Origin of the sequence: Lysinibacillus sp. FSL W8-0992, from assembly GCF_038008685.1 — a bacterium.
Taxonomy (GTDB): Bacteria; Bacillota; Bacilli; order Bacillales_A; family Planococcaceae; genus Lysinibacillus.
In genome coordinates this window covers 2,744,109-2,768,289 of the sequence record NZ_JBBOZQ010000001.1, presented here as the reverse complement: position 1 = coordinate 2,768,289, position 24,181 = coordinate 2,744,109, and the positions used below count along the sequence as shown (strand labels likewise).

Sequence of the window (24,181 nt, the reverse complement as noted above, 5' to 3'; positions counted from 1 at the left end):
CCTTCTAAGTTGCTAAAAAATTTCACTTAACATCAATAGTACCACTTGTGATAATAATTCGGAAAATAATTTTTAAATAGAAGATTACTTTTCATTTGCATTTAGTTCACTACATGCTATAATCTTTGTAAGAAGAATTGAATAGCTTTTGACATTTTTGTCAAAGGGGAGTAGCTAGCAGATGTGAGCGATACATCTGATTTCACATTCGTCATTACATGGCAGTTGCCATCGGGTGTGATAGCAAGCTCATCTAATAGATGAGTGCTGTACCGATAATTTTCGGTACTAATTATTATTTGGAGCTTCCAAATAGTTGTGCTTAGCAAGACCTTTGCCTATTTTTTAGGCATGGGTCTTTTTCTTTTGCCTAAAATTAAAAATAGGAAAGAGCATTATATTCATTTCTGTCCAAAATAAAGGAGGAAACACATTTGGAAGCCATTTTATTAGAATACGCATGGGTATTAGTTGTATTAATTGTACTAGAAGGACTTTTAGCAGCGGACAATGCAGTCGTTATGGCGGTAATGGTTAAACATTTACCAAAAGTACAACAACAAAAGGCATTACTATACGGATTAGTAGGTGCATTCATTTTCCGTTTTGCCGCTTTATTCTTAATTACTGTACTCGTGAATTTTTGGCAAATTCAAGCTTTAGGCGCTGCTTACTTGCTATTCATGTCGATTAAGCATATTTACGATTCACGGAAAGCTGCAGGGGACTCAGATGAAATTAAAGAACCTAAAAAACAATCTGGTTTCTGGATGACAGTTGTTAAAGTTGAGCTTGCAGACATCGCCTTTGCAGTAGATTCTATTTTAGCAGCAGTTGCGATCGCAGTTACATTACCACATTTAGGGAATTTCGATGTTGGTGGCATTAACGCAGGTCAATTCGGCGTTATGTTCCTTGGTGGTATTATTGGGGTCGTAATGATGCGATTTGCAGCACGCTGGTTCGTACGTGTACTCGAAAAATTCCCGTCACTCGAAACGGCTGCCTTCCTTATCGTTGGTTGGGTTGGTGTGAAGTTAGCTGTCTTAACTTTAGCACATGAAAAATTAGGGGTTATTCCGCATGAATTCCCACACTCAACACTTTGGAAAGCTACATTCTGGATTGTATTAGTTGCAATCGCTCTAAGTGGCTACTTAGTAGGTGTAAAAAACCAAAAGAAGGAAGCTTAAACGCTTATAATAAAATTCGCCTAGACATAATGTCTTGGCGAATTTTTTATAATAGTTAATGGCGATTCGCTCGAGTTTAGTATCGATTTCTCCTAGTTTAGTGGCGATTTTACTTTGTTTAATGGCGATTGCCCTACTCTATCACGATTGCTACAGTATAATCGGGTATTGGACTAAGAAAGCTTAAAAAGAAAGGAATTTTTAAATGGCTTACGCTAACCGTAATCAAAACTTAAACAAAATTTTAAAACACTTTACCTTTATGTGGGTATTGACCGTGGTAGGAATATTTATCGCCACTTTATTACCATCGACTGTAATAATGCCGCTTTCGATTCTTTGTATAATTCTTCTAATCATTGCCTGCTTTGTTCGAAGCTTAAAACTAGCTAACTCTATTATGTATGCAATCCCCTTTTTAATGGGTATTTTACTATTTTGGACAACACAATTTTTTATTGATCAGCTCGGACCGCAATTAGTTTTATTAGTTTTCGGAGCAACCGTTATTATTTTTGTCATACTAGCACTTGTAGGTATGATGATGAATAAAGATATTTCAAATTGGGGAAGCTATTTATTCACTGTGCTTATCGTCGTGCTTGTGTTTTCGCTTCTTTTTATGTTTATACCAGTAAGTAATATTATTGGGCTTATTATTGCCGCTATTTCTGTCTTACTGTTTAGTCTTTTCACAGTGTATGATTTTAACCGCATTCGACATCATCATGTGTCAGACGAGGAAGTCATTGGGATGGCATTAAATCTATATTTAGATTTCATAAATTTGTTTACGAATCTATTAGAAGTGATTTGGCGTTTAAAAAATGAATTTGACTAATTTTTCTAATTGAGAACGAATATCAATTTATTTTTGCACCATTTAGGGCGAAAAAAATATTTTTCTGTATGATGGCCATCTTTCGCTATATACTATGAGAAGTAGTAGGTATTTACTGCAAAGGGAGGAACATTTATGTTATCTGAAAAACTACACACAGCACTAAACGAACAAATGAATTTTGAATTTTACTCCGCTCATGCTTATATGGCAATGGCTGCATTTTGCACAGACCAAGATTACGATGGCTTTGCGAATTTCTTTTTAGTGCAAGCTGAAGAAGAACGTTTTCATGCAATGAAATTTTATAATTTCTTAAGTGATATGGGCTATCGTGCATCAATACACGGATTTGACAGTCCTGAAAATCATTTCGACTCTATTTTACATGCTTTTAAAACAGCTATGTCTCATGAAAAAGAAGTGACTCGTCGTATTTACAACTTATCTGATATTGCATTAGATGAACGTGAGCACGCAACTATGGCATTTTTAAAATGGTTTATCGATGAGCAAGTTGAGGAAGAATCAACATTTGATACGTTAATACGTAAAATTGAACGTATTCAAAATGATTCGAATGCTATCTTTATGCTAGATGCTGAATTAGCGAATCGCTCTTTCACACCAGATACTGAAGCTTAATAAAAAAAGGGCTGAATCAAATACTATTTGATTCAGCTCTTTTCATTTTCAAGATATTTTCCTACAACGGTCGGCTTGGCTCACGGATTTCGCCATCAAATGCAGCGCGGTAAATAGCAAAAATATCATCCCGATTTAATGGCATCGGACTGCGAGCTAAAATTCTTGTTTGCTTTGTTGCATCATCCGTTAATTGTTCAAGAGCAGTTTCTGGTATGTTAAAACCTTTTAAAGTCGAAGGAATATTTACATCGCGTACTAATTGTTGCAATGCATCAACACACTTATAGGAAGCAGCTTCTTGCGTTAAATACATAGAGGAAAGACCCATTGCATCTAATATATCTTTCATGCGTTTTTCACAACTTTGGCGAATATAGCCCATTACGTATGGCAATAGTACAGCATTTGAATCTCCATGTGCAATATGGTACTGACCACCAAGCGGATAAGCTAAAGCATGTACCCCTGCTACACCTGCATTAAAAAATGCTAACCCTGCTAAGTAACTACCATAACTCATATCCGAGCGTGCTTGCTTGTTATTACCATCGTGTACCGCTGTACGAATTGAGTTACTGATCAATCTAATCGCTTGCAGTGCAAGTCCATCTGTCACTTCATTTGCATTGATAGAAACATATGCTTCAATTGCATGTGTTAAAGCGTCTACACCCGTAGCGGCAGTTACTTTTGAAGGCAAGGAAATCGTTAATTGCGAATCCACAATGGCTACATCAGCCAGTAAATAATCATGCGTCACAACATCCTTAGTCGTTTCTAACGATAAAACAGAAATATTTGTAACCTCTGAGCCTGTACCTGAAGTTGTCGGAATTAAAATTTTCGGAAGCCCTTTATTTTCAAGTGTTTTCGTGCCTGTTAAATTTAAATAGTCAGCCACCTGACCATCATGAGTAGCTAATACAGCAGCTAGCTTAGCTAAATCTAATGCACTTCCCCCACCTAATCCAATAACTAAATCAAACTGATGGTTTCGTGTATAGGCCACTAGTTTTTCACCAATTGCAAGAGGTGGCTCAGGAGCAATGTCAGTATAAATTGTCGTCTTATACCCATTGTCCAGCAATGGCTTTTTAACTTGATCCACTAAACCTAAGTCTTGTAAAAATGGATCTGTTACTATTAATATATTATTTGCTTGAAATTTTTTTACTTCTACAAGAAGCTGTTGCAAACAACCCCAACCTGTATAACTTGTAGGAGTAAAGGTTAATTTATTCATTTTCAATCTACTCCTATCTATTCATAATAGCCTTCTGTGGATTTTCTAAATGATTTAAATTGCACAGGATCATGACCAAACCAAACTTGTGAATTCGTTTCATTTGCTAAGCGTCGAATTCGTTCAACTGTTGAATTATAGCCGACTGAATCATAAATAATACCAGGAGGCTTCACAGGAGGTCCAAAGCTTTCGGCTGTGTAAATGGCATCTGACGCTAAAATTATTCCTCCAGTTTCCGGCATATTAATATGCAAGCCAAGCATACCCCAAGCATGGCCACTACCAAAATTTAATATATTAATGCCTTCTGCAAGTTTCACATTATCTTCACCACGTTTGATTAATCGCCACTGTAAATTGTTTTTAATCCACATATCAATATCACCCCAAACATAAGCGCCATCCTTAACATTTCTCGCATATGTTTGTAATGTGCCATTAAATTCATCTTCCTGCACAATAATCGTTGCATTCGTAAAAAGTTCTAAACAACCTGCATGATCTAAATGAAGATGTGAAGCAACAACATATTTAATATCTTCTGGGCGAACATTTAATTCTTCTAAGCGATGGTGTAAATAGCATTCTTCTGGCATATTAATAGGAAATGCTTTTTGTGTAAATTCACCCCAGCGTCCTTCAGGTCCCATTGAGTTCGGATTACATGCTGTATCAAATAAAATTTTTCCTTCTGGATGATCTATTAAAACTGTATAAACGGGAAATTCAACAAATTCATTAGGTTGATTTGGATGATCGATTGTCGCCGGATTATGCATTGCAATCATATAATTTTTATCCATCCGCATCGTGCCATTATCCATAACAAAAAGCTTAGCATGTTGATTTATCATCTTCATTTACAAACATCCCCATTTCATGATTAGTTGTTATTCCAAATAACTAGTTTCATCTCGGTCATTTCTTCTATTGCATATTTAATTCCTTCTCTTCCTGTCCCACTTTCTTTTACTCCACCATATGGCATATGATCTACACGATATGTAGGAACATCATTAATAATGACACCACCTACTTGCATTTTTTTTGAAGCTTTAAAGGCCGTTTCAATAGAAGGTGTAAAGATGCCAGCTTGTAAGCCGTAATTAGAATCATTTATTGCTTCAATCGCTTCATCTATTGTGGACACTTTGTTGACGATAACTACTGGAGCAAAAATTTCTTCACATGAAACACGGCTATAGGATGGTACATTGTATAGCACTGTAGGTAATAAAATATTGTTTTCAATGCGACCACCAGTAATTATTTGTGCCCCATTCTTAATAGCCTCTTGAATCCAAGTGAGGGCACGCTGTTGCTCCGTTTCTGAAATCATCGTTGTAAGATCTGTTGTGGGATCAAGTGGATTCCCTAGCGTCAGTTGCTTAATTTTTGCTGTTAATTGTTCTAAAAATTGGTCCACTACATTGTCCTTTACATAAATTCGTTGTAGTGAAATACAAACTTGACCTTGGTTTGAGAACGCTCCCATTACAATGCGGTCTATCATTTTATCTAATTGAACCCCTTCATCGACAATAACGCCTGCATTGGAGCCAAGTTCTAACGTTACCTTTTTCAAACCTGCTCTATTCCGAAGTGAAATACCTACTGCAGGACTGCCTGTAAAAGTAATCATTTTCACATGTGGATGTGCTAAAAATGTATCTCCTACGAGCTTTCCTTGCCCTGTGATTAAATTAAAGGCACCTGCTGGCAAATCTGTTTGGGCTAATAATTTTGCTAGAAAGTGTGCTGATAAGGCCGTTTGTGTTGCCGGTTTTAAAACAATTGTATTTCCTGCTGCTAATGCTGGTCCGACTTTATGTGCGACAAGATTTTGAGGGAAATTAAATGGTGTAATTGCCGCTATTACCCCAATTGGTTCACGTAATGTATAGGCAAAGCGTCCTTCTCCACTTTTTGAAGCGTCCATAGGAATTAACTCTCCTGCAAGTCGCTTCGCTTCCTCTGCTGCAAACTTATAGGTTTCAATTGTTCGGTCTATTTCTGCAATTGCATACTTTAGTGGCTTAGCTGATTCTAATGAAATTATTGAAGCAGCCTCATCTCGATGTTCAGCAAATAAATTCGATAATTGTTCCAAAATTTGTGCTCTCTGGAATGCTGTTAAAGATGCCATTTTTGAAGTAGCTTCTTGCGCACTTTCAATTGCATCTTGCACGTCAACCTCAGTTGCCATAGCGAATTTAGCAATTAATTCCTTTGAATATGGGGCATACACATCGGTATACCCTTCTGTCATACGCCATTCGTCATTAATTAATAATTCTTTCTTCAAGTCATCCTCCTCCTCCCCTTTATGGTTACGTATTCATTTCTGAAAATAAAGAAATGAATACGTAACCATTTATCAAGTAAAAAAATAAACTGATGAATATCAGTTCATTTTTTACCTGTTGTGTTTCTTGGGAAAAGTTTAACAGATTCAGTTTGCTTGATGCAAGTACTTTTTTTCTCCATAACATCAAATAATTTTTCAATCGCTAGAAATCCTAGATTTTTTTCCGATTCGATGCCCACAGTAGTCAAGGAGATTGAACGATGTTTACTTAACTCTACATTATCAATACCAATAACATTAAAATCGTTAGGAATAGCAAATCCTTGCTCTAAACATTGGTTTAAAATTTCAATAGCAATAGCGTCTGTTGCAGCACAAATCGCTGTCGGTCTTGGGTTTAATAGCAATAGTTCTTCAAATGCTCGCTTAATATCGTCTTTGCTCGTATTTGTAAAAAATGTTGGCACTATATTTGTGTCAATTTCTGCTTCTGCTAACGCTCTTTTGAAGCCCTCATATCTTCCAAAAAAAGTACTCATTTCATGTGGTCCACCAATCCAGCAAAGATCCGTATGACCTAACGAAAGCATATGTTTAGTCGCTAAATAACCAGCATCCACATTATTGATTTCTACAAAATGCTTATTTTCTTTATGCTTACGATTAAACATTATAAAGGGTATATCCAATTTTTCGAGCTTATAAAATAATGGATCCGTATACCCGATAGAAGATAAAATAATTGCATCCACTTTCGTTTCTAACACGGAACTATAAATTGTATGTAAATTTTCTTCTGTTCCAAAATGCACATTTACTTTATAGCCCCTGGCGTTCGCATAATTAACAATTGCAGTTGTTGTATCGACAAAAAAAGGATTATGCAAAGGTCCAGAAATTAAAGTAATAATTCCTGTCTTTTGTTGTACTAGTGATCTCGCAATATCGTTTGGAATATAGTTTAATTCTTCAATTGCCTCCATCACTTTTTTTATTGTTTTCGGCTTTACTAATTCAGGTGTATTTAACACTCTTGAAACAGTCGTCTGAGAGACACCGGCAAACTTTGCTACATCTTTAGAAGAAACCAAAAAAACCCCCCACTTCATCTTTGTATGCCTATTTTATATCATCAAAAGGATATTGTTAATAGGATAAATCTCTAGTTAAGCCATTAAGGAAGTTGTTCCCATTCATCCACACTTTCATGCTATATAAATAAAACAAAGCCCTAAAAGAATCCATCACTTTTAGGACTTTGACTAATACATATTATGATTCATATTGTACTTCTAATTTATTTGGTATTGCGGGAATATCGTTTGATTTAACATCCGTCTCTGCAAGGCGTAAGTCTTGTAATGGATATTTACTGTCAACCTCAAAAGGAATCTCAATACTTTCCATTTTATTATTCATCTGACTTCTAGCGAGTAAGCCATTTTTCGATAAATCGATGTCAATAATACTGTAGATTGTTTCTTCCAGCATTTGTTGATCTTTTACGCGAAGTGGCATTCTATCTTCCATTAAAAATGGCTTTATATTATCTTTAATAAATCCTTGCGCTTCAATTAAACATGAAAACTCATTTAATTTAGCTGCATATAATTTTAGTTGCTTTTTCTCTTTTGCACGTTGCTGGTTAAGCTCTTTCACCCTTTTTTCTATTCGAGCTAAACGTTTTTTCGATAACCCTATCAAATAGCTTTGGATTGATTGTATTTCTTCAATAATTGAGGCTTCCGCTTCTCTTACTTTCGCATACTGAGTAACACATTCCTCTTGCTGTTCATTTAAGCGAAGAACACGTTCTTTGAAAAATTCATTTTGGGTATGTTGACCAAAGATGGCTTTCATAAGTCCTTTGCCATGAATTTTTTTATGTTGTGCATCTAGGCGCTCATGTTCTCGCATATATTCGTTATGCATATTTCGATATTCTCGTAAGGCTTGCTGATAGATTACCGCCTTTTCAGTAAACTGTTCTACTTGATCATCCTGTAAATAATCATTTTGGGAAATCGTTTGTAAGAGCTGATACAATGTTTGAACATTTTTGAAGACATTCGCTACCTGTTCATACTCTTGTTCGTATTCTTGTACAATCGCTAAATCGCGTTGGTAACGTGAAAATTCATATTGTGTATCGCCAGCAAATTTTTCTATATTTTCAACTGCTGATTGGAATGGGTCTCGTTGTGGTATAACTGTTAATTCAAAACGGAAACGTTCTAGCCATTGTAAAAAACGAATAATAATTGCATACGTTTTTTTATCACTATTCATCGCGACACGTTGAATTTCCGCAATTAAATTATCATATTGACTCTGGTGCCATAACTCTTTATTTTCTGTTCGTTGTGCTTCGATGGCATCGATTGCCGAAACAGGAACAAAGTCGCTTATTAAATGACCAATTCGCTTTTTTTCAGAACTTATAAACGCTTCAGTATTATTATTTGTATCAATTGCATTGACAATACAAAGAGGTACAACCCCTTTATTTTTTAAAGCCTCCATTAATAAAATTTCTGCGTCAATAGCCATTGATTGAGAGCGTAGCACCCAGAAAATTTCATCCACACGATTGATCAAAGATTCAGAGAAATAGGCCATTTCTCCCCCTCCTGCTTCCAATGATACCGAATCGATAATTGTCACAGATTTCAATAAATCATGTTTTATATATACTTCTAGATAGTCTAAATGTTCACGTAAAATTTGTGATGCAAATGTATCTCCTGTTGTGAGTAATTCTAATTTACTCATATCAAATATTGCCACCATACCATCTAAAAAATAAGCTTTTACTTCCTCATTTTCACCGTAACGTAAAAACGTGTTAACCCCTGTCGGATTTTGATCGCTAACAGGTAAAATAGAACGACCAAGAAGTCCATTCACAAGGGTTGTTTTTCCTACACGTTGTTTCCCGACTATCAGTACCATTGTTTCATTGTTTGCATCTTGGATTATACGATTTAAGTGCTTAGCTGTATCTTTTACATATGTATTTTGTACAATAATGCTGTGCAGTTGACGTAAACGATCCACAAACTGTGGCAAAATATTATTCGCTGAGGCTGTATAGTCGATTGGCGTAGTGTCAATATTCGTCATCCTCAAAACCTCTTTCCTATGTATCTATAGTTTCATTATAAATGAAACTATTCTATTTCTTATACATAGTTGAAAATTAATAACAAAAAAGGACAAACTACTTAGTTCGGGTTGTCACAAATAGGATTTACTTCTTAGTTCGATTTTCTATATTTTCTTTATTTATTGCACAACTAGGTAAATGAAATGAGATTTTCGTGCTAACCTATTATGAACTTAAAGCTAATCTTGAAGCGCAATATTTTCTATTCGTCATAACCAGCCATTCGCACATACACTTGGTTAAGCGTTGGCATACCGCCTTGTGCGCCTAATTTCTCGACAGAAAGCGAGGCTGCTATATTTGCAAAATAAACAGCTTCGTCCAATGATTGCCCCTCTGTTAATGCATACGCAAGTGCACCATTAAATGTGTCGCCTGCTCCTGTTGTATCTAATGCTTTTGTCATATAGCCAGGAACATGAATAGGGTACTCTCCATCAAAATAACGAGCGCCATCACTTCCTAATGTAATAATTATTTTATTCGGATATATTTCTAGTATACTGTCGAAATCATCTCCAAATATTTGGGCACACTCTATTTCATTCGGTGTGATGTATGTTATATCCTTCATCCACTGCATATCAAAATTCGCCGCTGGTGCAGGGTTTAATAGCACTGGTACATTAGCATCCTTACATAATTTCAATGCATATGCCGTCGTTTCTTTAGGAATTTCTAGCTGTAAAATTACTATTTGGCTCTGCTCTATCACGTCTTTAACCGCATCTAAATGAGACGGTTCCAATGTATAATTTGCCCCAGGTACTACAATAATCCGATTATCATTATGATGAACTAAAATATTAGCTACTCCCGTTGGTACTGACGCTGATATAAGTGTTTTCGTATTAACATGCTCTTGCTCTAAAACTGTTCGCAATGTATTACCGAAGTCATCATTGCCTACGCATCCCACCATTGTTACTTGACTACCTAGACGTGCAGCGGCAATAGCCTGATTAGCGCCTTTCCCACCAGGACTTGTTCGAAACGCTTCACCAAGCACTGTTTCTCCTTGCTGTGGAAAATTAGCCATTTGTATTACTAAATCCATATTTAAACTACCGATTACTGTTATCATCTGAATCATCCTTTCCATCTTCCTTACCATTTTACCGAGTCAACAATAGAAAGACAAAGGCTTACTTGTTCTCATTCTTACGATGTATCGGCGATTTCACTAGGTTTACTGGCGATTTCCCGCCATGTATCGGCGATTCCACCAGGTTTATCGGCGATTTCCCGCCATGTATCGGCGATTCCACCAGGTTTATCGGCGATTTCCCGCCATGTATCGGCGATTCCACCAGGTTTATCGGCGATTCACCTATTTCGCCTGTGAGGCAAACGAACAACAACGTTTACAGCAAAAAAAGTGTTAGATTGAACGCAGTCAATCTAACACTTTTTTCTAAGCCACTTTTGCTAATTAGTAGGCTACTCGCTGCGCTTCATATGCAGCAATTTGATCTTCGTACTTAATTGTTAGGGCAATTTCATCCCAGCCATTTAATAATGTTTCTTTATAATAGGAATCGATATTAAATGTATAGACTTTACCATCTTCGCCCGTTACAGTTTGTGCTTCAAGATTTACATCTACATGGTAAGGGTTTGCTAAACCTTTTTCTAAAATTTCATCGCACTCTGCTTCTGTTAGCTTGATTGGTAAAATTCCATTTTTAAAGCAGTTATTGTGGAAAATATCTGCGAACGATGGTGCAATGACTACATTGAAGCCATAATCTAAAATGGCCCATGGTGCATGCTCACGAGAAGAGCCACAACCAAAATTATCTTGTGCTACTAGAATTTTAGAGTCTTTAAACTCAGGTTTATTTAATACAAAGTCTTGTACTTCATTTCCTTGCGCATCATAGCGCCAGTGATAAAACAAATATTGACCAAAGCCTGTGCGCTCAATCCGTTTTAAAAATTCTTTCGAAATAATTTGATCTGTATCTACATTTTTACGATCAAGTGGTGTAATAACACTTTTTACAATATTAATTGGTTCCATTTCAATCATCCCTTCCGTGTAAATTTAGCTTTTACACAGTTTCCTTCACGAATTCCCGTACATCAACGAAATGTCCTGCAATGGCTGCAGCTGCTGCCATCGGCGGTGATACTAAGTGCGTGCGCGCGCCTGTACCTTGACGACCTTCGAAATTACGGTTTGATGTTGATGCACAGCGTTTACCAGCTGGGACAACATCATCATTCATTGCCAAACACATCGAGCAACCTGATTCGCGCCATTCAAAACCAGCATCAATGAAAATTTTATCCAAACCTTCAGCCTCTGCTTGTTTTTTTGTAGTATGGGAGCCCGGAACAACGATTGCTGTAACGTTTTCATGAACTTTGCGGCCTTGAATAACGTTTGCCGCAGCACGCAAATCGCTTAAGCGTGAGTTCGTGCATGAGCCAATAAATACGTATTGGATATCGATTGAAGTTAATGGCTGACCCTCTTCTAAGCCCATATAAGCAAGTGCTTTACGAAGAGCGGCTTTGTCAGACTCATCTTTGTAATCTGCCTGCGTCGGAACATTTTGCGATACACCAGAACCCATCGAAGGATTCGTACCCCATGTAATAATTGGCTCAATTTCCTCAGCCTTAATGATGCGCACTTCATCATATGTAGCATCCTCATCTGATGCTAAACTTAACCAATAAGCTGTTGCTTCTTCAAATTTGTCACCTTGTGGTGCATATTTGCGGCCACGAATATAATCTACTGTAATTTGATCTGGTGATACAAGACCAGCCTTTGCTCCCGCTTCGATTGACATATTACAGATTGTCATCCGTTCTTCCATTGACAGTTTGTGGATTGCCTCTCCAGTGAATTCCACAATATGCCCTGTACCAACGCCAATGCCAAATTTCGAGATGATTGCCAAAATAATATCCTTTGCCGCAACGCCAACTGGAAGCTCGCCTTCAACACGGATTTCCATTGTTTTAGGCTTGTTTTGCCATAACGTTTGTGTGGACATTACGTGCTCTACTTCTGATGTACCGATACCAAATGCAATGGCACCGAATGCACCATGTGTAGAAGTATGAGAATCTCCACATACGATTGTTTTACCAGGTTGTGTTAAACCTAATTCTGGTCCAATAACGTGTACAATTCCTTGATCAGGGTGACCCATACCTGCAAGTTCAATCCCAAATTCAGCAGCATTTTTCGCTAATGTTTCGATTTGATTGCGTGCAATTGGGTCATTAATAGTCGGTAAATTTTTCGTTGGAACGTTATGATCCATCGTTGCAAAGCTTAAATCAGGACGACGCACTTTACGTCCGTTCATGCGTAAACCTTCAAATGCTTGCGGAGAAGTTACTTCATGAATTAAATGAAGATCAATATATAACAGGTCCGGTTTGCCCTCTTCCTGATAAACAACATGTTTATCCCAAATCTTTTCAATTATATTTTTTCCCATTGTCTTCACCTATTTCTTAAATATATGTTGTCATAATACTTTCCGATACAAAACTTGTATCAATTTCATTAATTACTTTATCTGTCCATTCATTTGTAGATAACGTGCGCCCACCATCGCGTGAAAGGTCAGCTGTAAAGTAACCATCATCAAACACAGCACTAACAGCACGTTCAATTTCAGCTGCTTCTTCTGCTAAGCCGAATGAGTATTGTAACATCATAGCGACTGACAGAATTGTTGCTGCTGGATTGGCAACACCTTGCCCTGCAATCTCTGGTGCTGAACCGTGTACTGGTTCATAAAGACCAAAATTATCACCACGGATGGATGCGGATGGTAATACACCGAGAGATCCTGTTATAACCGATGCTTCATCACTTAAAATATCACCAAACATATTTTCTGTAACAACGACATCATAGTGAGCTGGATTTGTAATTAATTTCATAGCTACTGAATCTACTAAGTTGTGCTCGACTTGCACATCTGGATAATCCTTTTTCTTCGCTTCTACAACTTCGCGCCATAAACGACTTGTTTCAAGTACGTTTGCTTTATCGACAGAACATAATTTGCCTCCACGTAAACGTGCTAATTCAAAGGCATTTTCAACGATACGCTCTACTTCTGCTATTGAGTAAACTGTAGTATCAATTGCGCCATTTTCAGTACGCATACGTGGTTCCCCGAAGTATACGCCGCCTGTAAGTTCACGTACGATCATTAAATCGACGTTTTCGGCTACTTCACGTTTTAAAGGTGAAGCATCTAGTAAACTCGGGAACGCCTTTACTGGACGTAAATTTGCGAATAAGTCAAAGTGCTTGCGAATACGTAACAATCCTTTTTCTGGACGTAGTTCTGGAGGGTTATTGTCCCATTTTGGACCCCCTACTGCTCCTAATAAAATGGCATCGCTGCCCTCACACATTTCAATTGTTTCATCAGGTAGTGGATTATTGTGTTGATCGATGGCAGCGCCACCAATCGTTCCATAACCTAAATGGAATGTATGGTTAAATCGTTTGCCGATTACTTGTAATACACGTATAGCTGACGCAACCACTTCTGGCCCAATTCCGTCGCCAGGAAGTACTGTAATTTTTTTCTCCATTTATAAAACACCTTTCTTTTTATAGAGTATGGTTACGCTGTTTTAGGAAAGACTCTCACCTATTTCAGGCAGGTGAGAGCCAAATCAAATTAAACTAGTTGACCTTGAGCTCGAAGACTTACTTGGATTAAATGTCGATTAATCGCATTTAAATAAGCTTTCGCAGATGCTTCTAATACATCTTGAGATGAGTTTCGTCCCGTTGTTGATACACCATCGTATCGAATATTAATGACAGCTTCACCAAGTGCATCGCGCCCTTTGCCGACAGACTTCACACGGTAATCTATAACATTGATGTTACCTGGCACAAGCTGTTCTAATGTATTAAAAATAGCTTCTACTGAGCCTGAGCCCGTTGCCACTACATTTTTCACATGGCCTTCTGGCGTCACAACAGTTGCAGTGGCTGTCGGAATATTTTCTGTACCATATTGTACCTGTACCATTTTCAGTTCAAATAATGGCACATCTTCAATTTGTACTTGTTGCTCCGTAAGAAGTGTTAGCAAGTCTTCTTCCGTAATTTCCTTTTTACGATCTGCAAGCTGTTTAAATTCAACAAAAGCTTTGTTTAGCTTTTCGTCTGACAGTGTGAAACCCATTGTTACTGCACGATCTCGGAAGGCAGCACGTCCAGAATGTTTTCCAAGGACAAGTGGCACTTCACCTTCGCCAATTAATGCAGGTGAAATAATTTCGTAAGTTTCAGGATTTTTTAGCACGCCGTCTTGATGAATACCAGACTCATGGGCAAATGCATTTTTACCAACGATTGCTTTGTTCGGCTGAATAACGACATTCGTTAGTTTACTTACTAATTGAGATGTACGCTTAATTTCTTGTAGATTAATACCTGTTTCCACAGGGTACATATCTTTACGGATATGAAGAGCCACAGCGATTTCTTCTAGTGCAACATTCCCTGCACGCTCTCCGATACCGTTAATTGTTCCTTCTATTTGTGAAGCACCATTTTCGATAGCTGCGATTGTGTTCGCCGTCGCCATCCCTAAGTCATCATGACAATGTGCTGAGAATTTAACTTTTTCAGCACCTTTCACATTTTCTAGTAAAAATTTAAATAATGCCCCATATTCTTGTGGAGAAGCATAGCCAACTGTATCAGGCACGTTAATCGTCGTTGCACCAGCAGCAATAACATCATTCATAATACGGACTAAAAATTCGCGATCCGATCGGAAAGCATCCTCTGCAGACCATTGCACAAGAGGGAAGTATTTTTTCGCATACTTCACAGCTTCAATTGCTTGCTCTACTACTTGCTCTGGTGATTTTTTCAGCTTGTATTCCATATGAATTGGAGATGTTGCTAAAAATATATGAATATGTGGTTGTTCTGCTACTTTAATAGCTTCCCATGTTGTATCTATATCTTTTTGGACGCAACGAGCTAGCCCTGTAACGATTGAATTTTTCACAGTACCGGCAATTCGGTTGACCGCATCAAAATCACCAGGAGATGAAGCAGGAAAACCTGCTTCAATAATCGTTACACCTAGTCGTTCAAGTTGCTTAGCAATTTCAATTTTCTCTGCTGTATTTAAGTTAATACCTGCAGATTGTTCGCCATCGCGAAGTGTTGTATCGAAAATATCAATTTTTCGCACTTGTAGCCACTTCTCTCACAACTTTTTCCTTACCTTCATTAATGAATGGCATCATTGCACGTAATTTTGCACCAACTTCTTCAATTTGGTGGTTCGCACCAGCTTCTTTGAACTTCGTATAGTCTGGACGACCATTTTCATTTTCTTGAATCCAACGACGAGCAAATGTGCCATCTTGGATATCTGTTAATACTTCCTTCATACGACCTTTAACAGATTCGTCAATGATACGTGGACCTGCAACATAATCACCCCACTCAGCAGTATCTGATACTGAGTAACGCATTGTTGCCATACCACCTTCAAACATTAAGTCCACGATTAATTTTAATTCGTGTAATGTTTCGAAGTAAGCAAGTTCTGGTTGGTAGCCAGCCTCTACTAATGTTTCGAATCCTGCTTTTACTAATTGAGTTGCCCCACCGCAAAGTACTGCTTGCTCACCGAATAGGTCTGTTTCTGTTTCCTCTTTGAATGATGTTTCAAGTAAACCACCGCGTGCTGCACCAATACCTTTACCGTAAGCAAGAGCTAAATCTTTTGCTTGACCAGTTGCATCTTGATGGATTGCGAATAAACCTGGTACACCTGCACCTTGTTGGAATTGACGACGAACTAGATGCCCTGGACCTTTTGGTGCTACTAAAAATACGTCAACATCTGCAGGTGGTGTAATTTGACCGAAGTGAATATTGAAACCATGAGCGAACATAAGAGCTTTACCAGCTTCTAAATATGGAGCAATTTCAGCTTCATAAACTGCTTTTTGACGCTCATCTGGAAGTAAGATTTGAATTACATCTGCTTGCTGAGCTGCTTCAGCAACTGTTTTTACATCTAAGCCATCCGCTTTTGCTGCGTCGAAAGATCCGCCTGGACGAACACCTACTACTACATCGAAACCTGATTCTTTAAGGTTTAATGCATGTGCATGACCTTGTGAGCCGTAACCGATAATTGCGATTTTTTTCCCTTTTAATACGTCCTCGTTGATGTTTTGTTCATAGTACATAGTAGCCATTGTTTGTTTCCTCCTAATAGTGGGTTTATTTTTTTGCTTGCGATTATTACTACTTATTCAGTATTGCAAATCACAAGTTTCAATTTTATATGCAAACTATTTTAAAATAGAGAGCTGTGTATTCATGATTTTTTGTGTTTCACGAACAGACGCTGTAGCACCCGTACGTGTTAATTCTTTAATACCATATGGGCGAATAAGCTCAATAAAGGCATCAATTTTTTCTGGATGTCCTACCACTTGATATGTCACAACGTTTTTCGCTGTATCAATAATTTGTGGGCGGAACGGTTCAACAATTGAGTTCATTTCCAGACGTAAATTTGGTGGTGAAATAACCTTCACAAGCGCTAGCTCACGAAGCACGATAGATTTATCTGTAATGTCATTGACTTTTAACACATCAATTTGCTTCGATAGTTGCTTCACAAGTTGTTCAATTTTCCGCTCATCTTCTACATTTACAACAAAAGTCATTTTAGAGAAGTTTGGCTGTTCTGTATGACCAACTGTGATCGATTCGATATTGAATTGACGCTTCATAAGTAAACCTGTTACACGGTTTAGTACACCACTTTGATTAATCACTGTTACGGTAATTACTCGTTTCAATTCTTTTTCACCCCAATCATTTCATGTAACCCTTTACCTGGTGCAACCATTGGGTATACACATTCAAGCTGTTTTACGCGGCAATCGATTAACGCTGGCTCGTCATTAAGAAGTGCCTCACGGAAAATACTTTCCGCTTCGTCAATTGTGTCAATTCGATAGCCTTTAATGCCGTATGCATCCGCTAATTTAACAAAGTCTGGCTGGATCGGCATAAGTGAAGATGAATAACGCTCTTCATAAAATGTTTGTTGCCATTGGCGTACCATTCCTAAACAGCTGTTATTTAAAATCACAATTTTTACTGGTAAGTTGAATTCTTGTAATAATGAAAGCTCTTGTGCAGTCATTTGGAATCCTGCATCGCCTACAATGGAAACAACTTTTTTGTCTGGCTTCGCAAACTGGGCTCCAATTGCGGCCGGGAAGCCGAAGCCCATCGTACCAAGTCCACCAGACGTTACCCATCCATGATCATTGTTTAAGCGGTAATATTGCGCAGCCCACATTTGATGCTGCCCTACATCCGTCGTAACAATGGCATCTCCTTCAGTAATTTTATGCACAAGCTCTAGTGCTTCCTGCGGTAAAACTTCCGAGTCACCAGCTTCTTTTGTATACCAAAGCGGATATTCATTTGCGTGATTATTTAAAAACTCTAGCCATTGTGCAGTATCTGGACCATCAAAGTCTTTTTTCAATAAAGATTTTAGCGCCTCTTTCGCATCCGCAACGATTGGGATATCGGTTGGTACGTTTTTACCGATTTCAGCTGGATCGATATCGATATGGACAATTGTCGCATTCGGTGCAAACGTTGCTAAATTCCCTGTTAAGCGATCATCAAAGCGAGCACCGATATTTAAAAGTAAATCTGATTTCGTAATCGCAATATTCGCTGTTACCGTCCCATGCATCCCTGCCATACCAATGAATAATTCATGGTCACCATGGATGGAGCCGAGACCTAATAATGTATTGGCCACTGGAATTCGATACTTTTCAGCGAATGTCGTTAATTCTTCACGTGCATCTGCAAATAGTACACCAGCTCCTGCTAAAATTACTGGATTTTTAGCTAATGAAATTGCTTGAATAGCCTTTTGAATTTGTAAATAGTTCGGCTTATAAGTTGGCTGATATCCTGGTAAATAGATTTCTTCTGGTTCTTTTGGTGGATTATCTACATCAAACAGCATTTGAGAGACGTTTTTTGGGAAATCCACAACAACTGGTCCTTTACGGCCTGTGTTGGCAATATGGAAAGCTTCTTTCACAATGCGTGGAATATCATTCACATCCTGCACTTGATAGTTATGCTTTGTAATCGGTGTTGTAATGCCCATAATATCTGCCTCTTGGAATGCATCTGTTCCAATAACAGATGTTGCTACTTGACCAGTGAAAACAACTAGTGGAATTGAATCAATCATCGCATCCGCAATACCTGTTACTAGATTCGTTGCACCTGGACCACTTGTTGCGATAACAACTCCTGGTTTATTCGATACACGTGCATAGCCTTCAGCTGCGTGAATGGCACCTTGCTCGTGACGTGTTAAAATATGACGAATTGGGTTTTTGTACATTGCATCGTATATTTGAAGTACTGCCCCACCTGGATAACCAAAAATTATCTCTACATCTTGATCATGTAGCGCTTGGACTAAAACGTCTGCACCGTCTTTCGCTTGAAAAGTTTGCGCTACTTCTTCTGTCGCCAATTGTTCTTTTTCATTAATTGAAACATTCGTACTCATCAAAATATGCCTCCTTCTTGTCTTTCGATTCACAACAGCATACGACTACCTGTTCTAGTTAATGAACACTTTAATGATTTAACGTCGAAAAGGTTAAGCAATTTATGCTGGAAAACATAAAATAGAATATACTGTTCTTTTTGAAAAAAAATAAAAAGCCCTTTTCTCCGAACGCAAATAACTACCTTGCGTAGGGATGAAAAAGACTTTTCATGGTACCACCCTTGTTTATAGCAATAAAAATTGCTACCTCGCGAATAAATGAAAGCATTTATGCACCAATGTAAGTAAACTTACATCCAATACGGTGTCATAAATCATTTATTCATTAATAACGAGCACTTCGATTATGCCCGGAACTATCTAATGGCGATCACGCGTTTAATAGTTCACTCCGAGGGGATGTCGGATCTAGTTGTATCGCCGGCTTCCAGCACGACCGGCTCTCTGGTAGATACAAGGCTCTAGAACCTTTAACCTCATCAACGTTTTAACTTATTTATTTTTTAGTACTAAATCTTCATAACGCCACCAGTTGATGCACTTGTCACTAATTTTGAATACCTTGCTAACCAGCCACGTTTGATTTTCGGTTCAAAAATCGGCAGTTTAGCACGACGTTCTGCTAATACTTCATCGGATACTTCTAAATTGATTGTACGATTCGGTAAATCAATTGTAATAATGTCACCATTTTCAACTAAAGCGATTGGACCACCTTCTGCTGCTTCCGGCGAAATATGCCCTATTGAAATACCGCGAGATGCACCTGAAAATCGACCATCAGTAATTAACGCCACTTTGGTACCAAGACCACGACCTTGAATCGCTGATGTTGGTGCTAACATTTCAGGCATCCCTGGGCCACCTTTTGGTCCTTCATAACGAATGACGACTACATGGCCTTCCTTAACATTACCGTTATCAATATTTTCTTGTGCTGCCTCTTGTGATTCGAAGACAATAGCTTCCCCTGTAAACACTTTAATAGAAGGATCTACAGCACCAACTTTAATAACTGAGCCATCTGGTGCAATATTGCCAAATAACACCGATAAACCACCGACTGGACTATAAGGATTGTCTTTTGTACGAATGACTTGATCATTCGTAATCTCATAATCTTTTACTAGTTCACCCATTGTTACACCTGCAACAGTAGGACGATTTGGATGAATAGCACCTGGAATAGATGTTAATTCATTGATGATGGCACTTACACCACCTGCTTTATTAATATCATCCATAGAAACATCTGAAGCTGGCATAATTTTCGCCAAATACGGTACTCGCTCTGCAACTTTATTAATATCTTCAATGTTATAGTCAATTTCAGCTTCATTGGCAATTGCTAATGTATGTAGAACCGTATTAGTGGAACCACCCATTGCCATATCTAGTGCAAATGCATCGTCAATTGCTTCTTTTGTAATAATGTCACGCGGCTTAACGTCTTCTTTAACCATTCGCACTAGTTGTTTAGCGGCTTCCTTAATAAGTTTATGTCGTTCCTCAGAAGTAGCAACGATTGTTCCGTTGCCTGGAAGTGCTACACCTAGCATTTCCATTAAACAGTTCATAGAGTTCGCTGTGAACATCCCTGAACATGATCCACATGTTGGACATGCATTATTTTCGATATCTAACAGCTCTTCAGCTGACATGTTGCCTGATTTATGAGCCCCTACACCTTCAAAAACTGAAGTTAAAGAAAGCTGTTTTCCTGTAGCAGATGTTCCCGCCTCCATTGGGCCACCAGATACAAAAATCGATGGTACGTTTGTACGGACCGCTGCCATTAACATCCCTGGTGTGATTTTGTCACAGTTTGGAATGTAAAATACTCCATCAAACCAGTGTGCATTAATAACTGTTTCTGCTGAATCTGCTATAATTTCACGGCTAGGTAAGGAGTAACGCATACCAATATGCCCCATTGCAATACCATCATCAACACCGATTGTATTAAATTCGAATGGAATACCACCCGCTTCAATTATTGCTTCTTTCACTACATCAGCAAATGTACGTAAATGAACATGACCTGGAATAATGTCAATATAAGAGTTACAAACCCCAATAAATGGTTTCCCTAAATCTTTTGCTTTTACTTTGCCTGTTGCATATAAAAGACTTCGATGTGGCGCACGATCTACGCCTACTTTAATCATGTCACTTCTCATATTAAACGCCCCTCATTTATTGCTATGTTCGTTGATATATACAAAATGTTCTGTCTATTTTGTTTTTGCCTTAGCATATTGCCTTTGTTGGCAGCTAATTGTTGTAACGAACGTATTAAATTGTTGTTATCATAGTACGAATAACTATACTAAGTCAACAGTGTTTTTTGAATTGTTTAAAAAATTCAAATACTCTGCTAAATATGAAATCGTTTACATGCTGATTAAGCATCACTTTTATCTCGAATTGATAAATATTTTGACATTTCGTTCAAATTTTAATTTTTTTATAATAAACAATATTCAGTATGAATTAATTGTAAAAGTACTTATTGTTTTCCATCCCTTTTGACGAGTAAATTTACGATTAATTCGAAATTTTATAATATGAATAATTGTTCTAGGTAATGTGTGAGAAATACTTTATCAGGATCATATTGTGCACGAACTGCTAAAAATTTATCTATATTTGGATACAATGCATGGACATGTGAAGCTGTTAAATGACTTTGTTTTCCCCAATGTGGCCGTCCCTGATATTTTTGCATTAGCGTATGGATCCATTTAAAATAAGGCTCCTCTGACATTCCTTTATACATATGAAATGCAATAAACGCTGATTCCTGTCCCTGCGTTGGACTTAAATAACCGGATTCGCCAGCTGTTGTTCGGCATTCCAGTGGAAAATGCACGTTCAAATGCCCTTTTTTAAACGTTGCATGAATTTCTTCCATACATGCTTCAAATTGCGGTAAAGCTATCGCGTACTCGCTTTCTTGGAATTTTACACTGCGAGGAGAGGGAAAAATTTCATAGCTTATACCTATCTTCTCAGCCTCCACCACATTTGCCGCAGCTAATTTGCTCATCGCACTACTTAAGGTTGGCTTCCACTTACATAATTCCGAAATGGCAAAAAACGCACCATTTTCTACTATTTGAAGTTTTATATTTTCTACGACCTTACTCCATTGACTTTGATAGACAGGAGCCATTGCATTCATCCGTTTAATTTGAATCGTCTCACTGCCTGGGAAGTAAAACCACTCCACATGACGATGCTGTCGTATATCTTTGGCGAACGTCGCAAGCCCATTTGATAATGTATCCCTAGACCCAATATAATGTAAGCTATATAGCGGTAACACTTTAATTGTTACCTTTACAAGTACACCAAGCATGCCGAGTGAGACATGCAGTGTCTCGGATAATTCATCAGCATCTCTATCATGTTCGTGATATGTTCCATTCCCATCGACAAAACACCAGCGTGTCACTGCCGACGATAGCGAACCTAACGTCACACCTGTCCCATGTGTACCTGTGGATACTGCACCAGCAATTGTTTGTTCTTGAATATCGCCCATATTAATAAGACCAAAACCGTGTTTTGCGAGCTGTGGACCAATTTCATATAAATATGTTCCTGCCCATAATGTCGCCTCTTGTTTTTCCGCATCAATCGAGATGAGCCCTCGCATATTATGTAATGAAAGTGCAATATGCTCTGGCATTGCAACAGCACTAAAAGAATGAGCTGCACCTGTGACACGAATCGTTTTCTTTGTATCACGCGCATGCTTCACTACGTTTACGACTTCTTCTATAGAACGAGGCAAATACATCTCACTTGGATAAGAAATAATATTACCTGCCCAATTCGTCCATTTTTCTCCACTTTTCCACTTTTCTATAGAAAACATTGGCCATCCCCCCTATATGTTGCAAAGCTACCTACGTATTGGTCTCCCCTTATTCCATGTAGTGCTTGAAATCTTTCGCATAGCTCCCCGGCTTTTGCATGACGAAAATAAATGGTGTCACCAATTGCGATAGTTTTACCTTTCACTTTAATAGGTGTCTGCACCTCTCCTGCCCCTTCTAAACCGAGAAATGAAAAATAAGCAGGCTCATAAAATGCTGGATATCGATCAACTGCCATCGCTCCAGATGCTGGGTAGCCCCCACCATGACAAACAACAAAATAATTTGCCGGTTTTCGCGTAACACGGAGTGCAAAACCTGCTGCTTTGGCAAGTTGCAAATGGGAAAACTGATCAAAAAGTGCTGGTGCATAAAATGCTGAGCCAACTGTGATTTCCGTCACTTCTTTCTGCTCAGCCGTATACGTCATACTTCCAGTCCCACCACCATTGACAAAGCGTAATTTTGGAAAATATGCTTTAATATGCGCAACTGCTAATCTACGAAACTGCGTAACTTGCTTTTTTGCTTGTGTTTGCATTAAATCTATTAATCTACCTTTTATAGCATTTGCAGGACGATTACCGACACCCGCTATTTGCGCTTCATAGCCCATGACACCTACAACTTCTATGTGCGATTGCTCTTTTATATATAATAAGAATGGTGTTATCGACTCCAACGAATGGAGAGAGGATCGCTTCGTTCCAAAATAGAGCACTTTAAAATCTGTCGATAAATTGATATCAATACAAATAGATACTTTAATATCAAGCTCCGACCCTATTTTCTCTAAAAATGCTACATGTTCAAGTCTATCAACCATAAATGTGATCGTTCTTCCTTCTTTCACAAACTGTAACAGCTGTCGAACTGCTATTTCTTCCATAATTGGATAGCCAAGAAGAACATCATCAAAATGTTGTTCAAGTAAAAATAATGTTTCTGCTGCAGTAAAAGTCATGAAGCCTACTACGTTTGAAAGGTTTTGCTGTACATAATGCAGCACCTCTACCGAACGGATTGATTTTGTGGCAACGCGGATTTTTTTTTGCCCGCATGCTTGTTGAACTTTTTTAATATTTTCATCTAGTGCGTCAAGGTCAAGCCATGCAAAAGGTCGCTCTAGCCCATTGAATGCTTGCTGAAATCTTGTAGTCATCAAATCCCCCCATATGCTTTATATATTTGACAATAGATAGAAAAATTCACCTTTTAAAATAAAATGCTTGTCTACTTCCTCCTTACAATACCAACCGAGCATGTCATTGGTCTTGCATTCTAGCT

Annotated in this window: 19 protein-coding genes; 3 read left to right on the top strand and 16 right to left on the bottom strand. The window is 38.1% G+C overall.

Features of this window, described 5'->3' with window-relative positions; genetic code table 11:
* Positions 1 to 434: 434 nt before the first annotated feature.
* The 3 genes from NSQ74_RS13785 (at position 435) to NSQ74_RS13775 (ending at position 2,679) form a co-directional block, all read left to right on the top strand.
* Positions 435 to 1,193 carry a TerC family protein gene (locus tag NSQ74_RS13785; RefSeq protein ID WP_340824038.1) on the top strand — a complete coding sequence of 253 codons (759 nt, stop codon included), beginning with the start codon at positions 435 to 437 and terminating at the stop codon, positions 1,191 to 1,193.
* 205 nt (positions 1,194 to 1,398) lie between these two features.
* Entirely contained in the window at positions 1,399 to 2,034 is a 636-nt protein-coding gene (locus NSQ74_RS13780; RefSeq protein ID WP_340824036.1) for a Bax inhibitor-1/YccA family protein, read from the top strand.
* A 135-nt stretch (positions 2,035 to 2,169) separates the two neighbouring features.
* Positions 2,170 to 2,679, top strand: coding sequence for a ferritin (locus NSQ74_RS13775; RefSeq protein ID WP_340824035.1), 510 nt, complete (start codon positions 2,170 to 2,172; stop codon positions 2,677 to 2,679).
* A gap of 61 nt (positions 2,680 to 2,740) precedes the next feature.
* Here the strand turns inward: NSQ74_RS13775 and NSQ74_RS13770 are convergent, their stop codons facing one another.
* The 16 genes from NSQ74_RS13770 to NSQ74_RS13695 all read right to left on the bottom strand — a co-directional run bounded on the left by NSQ74_RS13770 (position 2,741) and on the right by NSQ74_RS13695 (position 24,056).
* Positions 2,741 to 3,925, bottom strand: a complete 1,185-nt coding sequence (locus NSQ74_RS13770) for an iron-containing alcohol dehydrogenase (protein WP_340824034.1) — start codon at positions 3,923 to 3,925, stop codon at positions 2,741 to 2,743.
* Between the two features lie 17 nt (positions 3,926 to 3,942).
* Positions 3,943 to 4,788 (bottom strand): AhlS family quorum-quenching N-acyl homoserine lactonase, encoded by an 846-nt coding sequence (gene ahlS, locus NSQ74_RS13765; RefSeq protein ID WP_340824032.1) that lies wholly within the window; start codon positions 4,786 to 4,788, stop codon positions 3,943 to 3,945.
* A gap of 23 nt (positions 4,789 to 4,811) precedes the next feature.
* The gene (locus NSQ74_RS13760; protein ID WP_340824031.1) at positions 4,812 to 6,233 is read right to left on the bottom strand and encodes an aldehyde dehydrogenase family protein; all 1,422 of its coding nucleotides are present in this window, start codon (positions 6,231 to 6,233) and stop codon (positions 4,812 to 4,814) included.
* 104 nt (positions 6,234 to 6,337) lie between these two features.
* Positions 6,338 to 7,327, bottom strand: coding sequence for a LacI family DNA-binding transcriptional regulator (locus NSQ74_RS13755; RefSeq protein WP_340824030.1), 990 nt, complete (start codon positions 7,325 to 7,327; stop codon positions 6,338 to 6,340).
* Positions 7,328 to 7,508: 181 nt separating this feature from the next.
* On the bottom strand, positions 7,509 to 9,359 hold the full coding sequence (locus NSQ74_RS13750; RefSeq protein WP_340824029.1) for a dynamin family protein: 1,851 nt from the start codon (positions 9,357 to 9,359) through the stop codon (positions 7,509 to 7,511).
* 245 nt (positions 9,360 to 9,604) lie between these two features.
* A complete protein-coding gene (gene rbsK, locus NSQ74_RS13745) occupies positions 9,605 to 10,486 on the bottom strand; it encodes a ribokinase (RefSeq protein WP_340826463.1) in 882 nt (293 codons plus the stop codon).
* A gap of 348 nt (positions 10,487 to 10,834) precedes the next feature.
* The gene (gene leuD, locus NSQ74_RS13740) at positions 10,835 to 11,425 is read right to left on the bottom strand and encodes a 3-isopropylmalate dehydratase small subunit (protein ID WP_340824028.1); all 591 of its coding nucleotides are present in this window, start codon (positions 11,423 to 11,425) and stop codon (positions 10,835 to 10,837) included.
* Between the two features lie 31 nt (positions 11,426 to 11,456).
* Positions 11,457 to 12,866 carry a 3-isopropylmalate dehydratase large subunit gene (gene leuC / locus NSQ74_RS13735; protein WP_340824027.1) on the bottom strand — a complete coding sequence of 470 codons (1,410 nt, stop codon included), beginning with the start codon at positions 12,864 to 12,866 and terminating at the stop codon, positions 11,457 to 11,459.
* Positions 12,867 to 12,882: 16 nt separating this feature from the next.
* On the bottom strand, positions 12,883 to 13,983 hold the full coding sequence (gene leuB, locus NSQ74_RS13730) for a 3-isopropylmalate dehydrogenase (RefSeq protein WP_340824026.1): 1,101 nt from the start codon (positions 13,981 to 13,983) through the stop codon (positions 12,883 to 12,885).
* A gap of 89 nt (positions 13,984 to 14,072) precedes the next feature.
* Positions 14,073 to 15,614 (bottom strand): 2-isopropylmalate synthase, encoded by a 1,542-nt coding sequence (locus tag NSQ74_RS13725; RefSeq protein ID WP_340824025.1) that lies wholly within the window; start codon positions 15,612 to 15,614, stop codon positions 14,073 to 14,075.
* A complete protein-coding gene (ilvC, locus tag NSQ74_RS13720; RefSeq protein ID WP_340824023.1) occupies positions 15,601 to 16,635 on the bottom strand; it encodes a ketol-acid reductoisomerase in 1,035 nt (344 codons plus the stop codon). The genes NSQ74_RS13725 and ilvC overlap by 14 nt, the downstream gene beginning before the upstream one ends.
* Positions 16,636 to 16,731: 96 nt before the next feature.
* Positions 16,732 to 17,247: an acetolactate synthase small subunit gene (gene ilvN / locus NSQ74_RS13715; RefSeq protein ID WP_173478925.1), complete on the bottom strand. Its 516-nt coding sequence runs from the start codon at positions 17,245 to 17,247 to the stop codon at positions 16,732 to 16,734.
* Positions 17,244 to 19,007 carry a biosynthetic-type acetolactate synthase large subunit gene (gene ilvB, locus NSQ74_RS13710; RefSeq protein ID WP_340824022.1) on the bottom strand — a complete coding sequence of 588 codons (1,764 nt, stop codon included), beginning with the start codon at positions 19,005 to 19,007 and terminating at the stop codon, positions 17,244 to 17,246. The genes ilvN and ilvB overlap by 4 nt, the downstream gene beginning before the upstream one ends.
* Before the next feature lie 512 nt (positions 19,008 to 19,519).
* On the bottom strand, positions 19,520 to 21,190 hold the full coding sequence (ilvD, locus tag NSQ74_RS13705; protein WP_340824021.1) for a dihydroxy-acid dehydratase: 1,671 nt from the start codon (positions 21,188 to 21,190) through the stop codon (positions 19,520 to 19,522).
* Positions 21,191 to 21,570: 380 nt separating this feature from the next.
* On the bottom strand, positions 21,571 to 22,893 hold the full coding sequence (locus NSQ74_RS13700; RefSeq protein WP_340824020.1) for a D-arabinono-1,4-lactone oxidase: 1,323 nt from the start codon (positions 22,891 to 22,893) through the stop codon (positions 21,571 to 21,573).
* Positions 22,881 to 24,056 (bottom strand): amino acid deaminase/aldolase, encoded by a 1,176-nt coding sequence (locus NSQ74_RS13695; protein WP_340824018.1) that lies wholly within the window; start codon positions 24,054 to 24,056, stop codon positions 22,881 to 22,883. Before NSQ74_RS13695 ends, NSQ74_RS13700 begins: the two co-directional genes overlap by 13 nt.
* Positions 24,057 to 24,181 lie beyond the last annotated feature (125 nt).

Bases quoted from the DNA above. Each gene is read 5' to 3' on its own strand.
- NSQ74_RS13695 (WP_340824018.1), bottom strand. From the start codon at position 24,056: ATGACTACAAGATTTCAGCAAGCATTCAATGGGCTAGAGCGACCTTTT.
- ilvB (WP_340824022.1), bottom strand. From the start codon at position 19,007: ATGAGTACGAATGTTTCAATTAATGAAAAAGAACAATTGGCGACAGAA.
- NSQ74_RS13770 (WP_340824034.1), bottom strand. From the start codon at position 3,925: ATGAATAAATTAACCTTTACTCCTACAAGTTATACAGGTTGGGGTTGT.
- ilvD (WP_340824021.1), bottom strand. From the start codon at position 21,190: ATGAGAAGTGACATGATTAAAGTAGGCGTAGATCGTGCGCCACATCGA.
- NSQ74_RS13700 (WP_340824020.1), bottom strand. From the start codon at position 22,893: ATGTTTTCTATAGAAAAGTGGAAAAGTGGAGAAAAATGGACGAATTGG.
- leuB (WP_340824026.1), bottom strand. From the start codon at position 13,983: ATGGAGAAAAAAATTACAGTACTTCCTGGCGACGGAATTGGGCCAGAA.
- leuD (WP_340824028.1), bottom strand. From the start codon at position 11,425: ATGGAACCAATTAATATTGTAAAAAGTGTTATTACACCACTTGATCGT.
- ilvC (WP_340824023.1), bottom strand. From the start codon at position 16,635: ATGGCTACTATGTACTATGAACAAAACATCAACGAGGACGTATTAAAA.
- NSQ74_RS13780 (WP_340824036.1), top strand. From the start codon at position 1,399: ATGGCTTACGCTAACCGTAATCAAAACTTAAACAAAATTTTAAAACAC.
- NSQ74_RS13750 (WP_340824029.1), bottom strand. From the start codon at position 9,359: ATGACGAATATTGACACTACGCCAATCGACTATACAGCCTCAGCGAAT.
- NSQ74_RS13775 (WP_340824035.1), top strand. From the start codon at position 2,170: ATGTTATCTGAAAAACTACACACAGCACTAAACGAACAAATGAATTTT.
- rbsK (WP_340826463.1), bottom strand. From the start codon at position 10,486: ATGATAACAGTAATCGGTAGTTTAAATATGGATTTAGTAATACAAATG.
- ahlS (WP_340824032.1), bottom strand. From the start codon at position 4,788: ATGAAGATGATAAATCAACATGCTAAGCTTTTTGTTATGGATAATGGC.
- leuC (WP_340824027.1), bottom strand. From the start codon at position 12,866: ATGGGAAAAAATATAATTGAAAAGATTTGGGATAAACATGTTGTTTAT.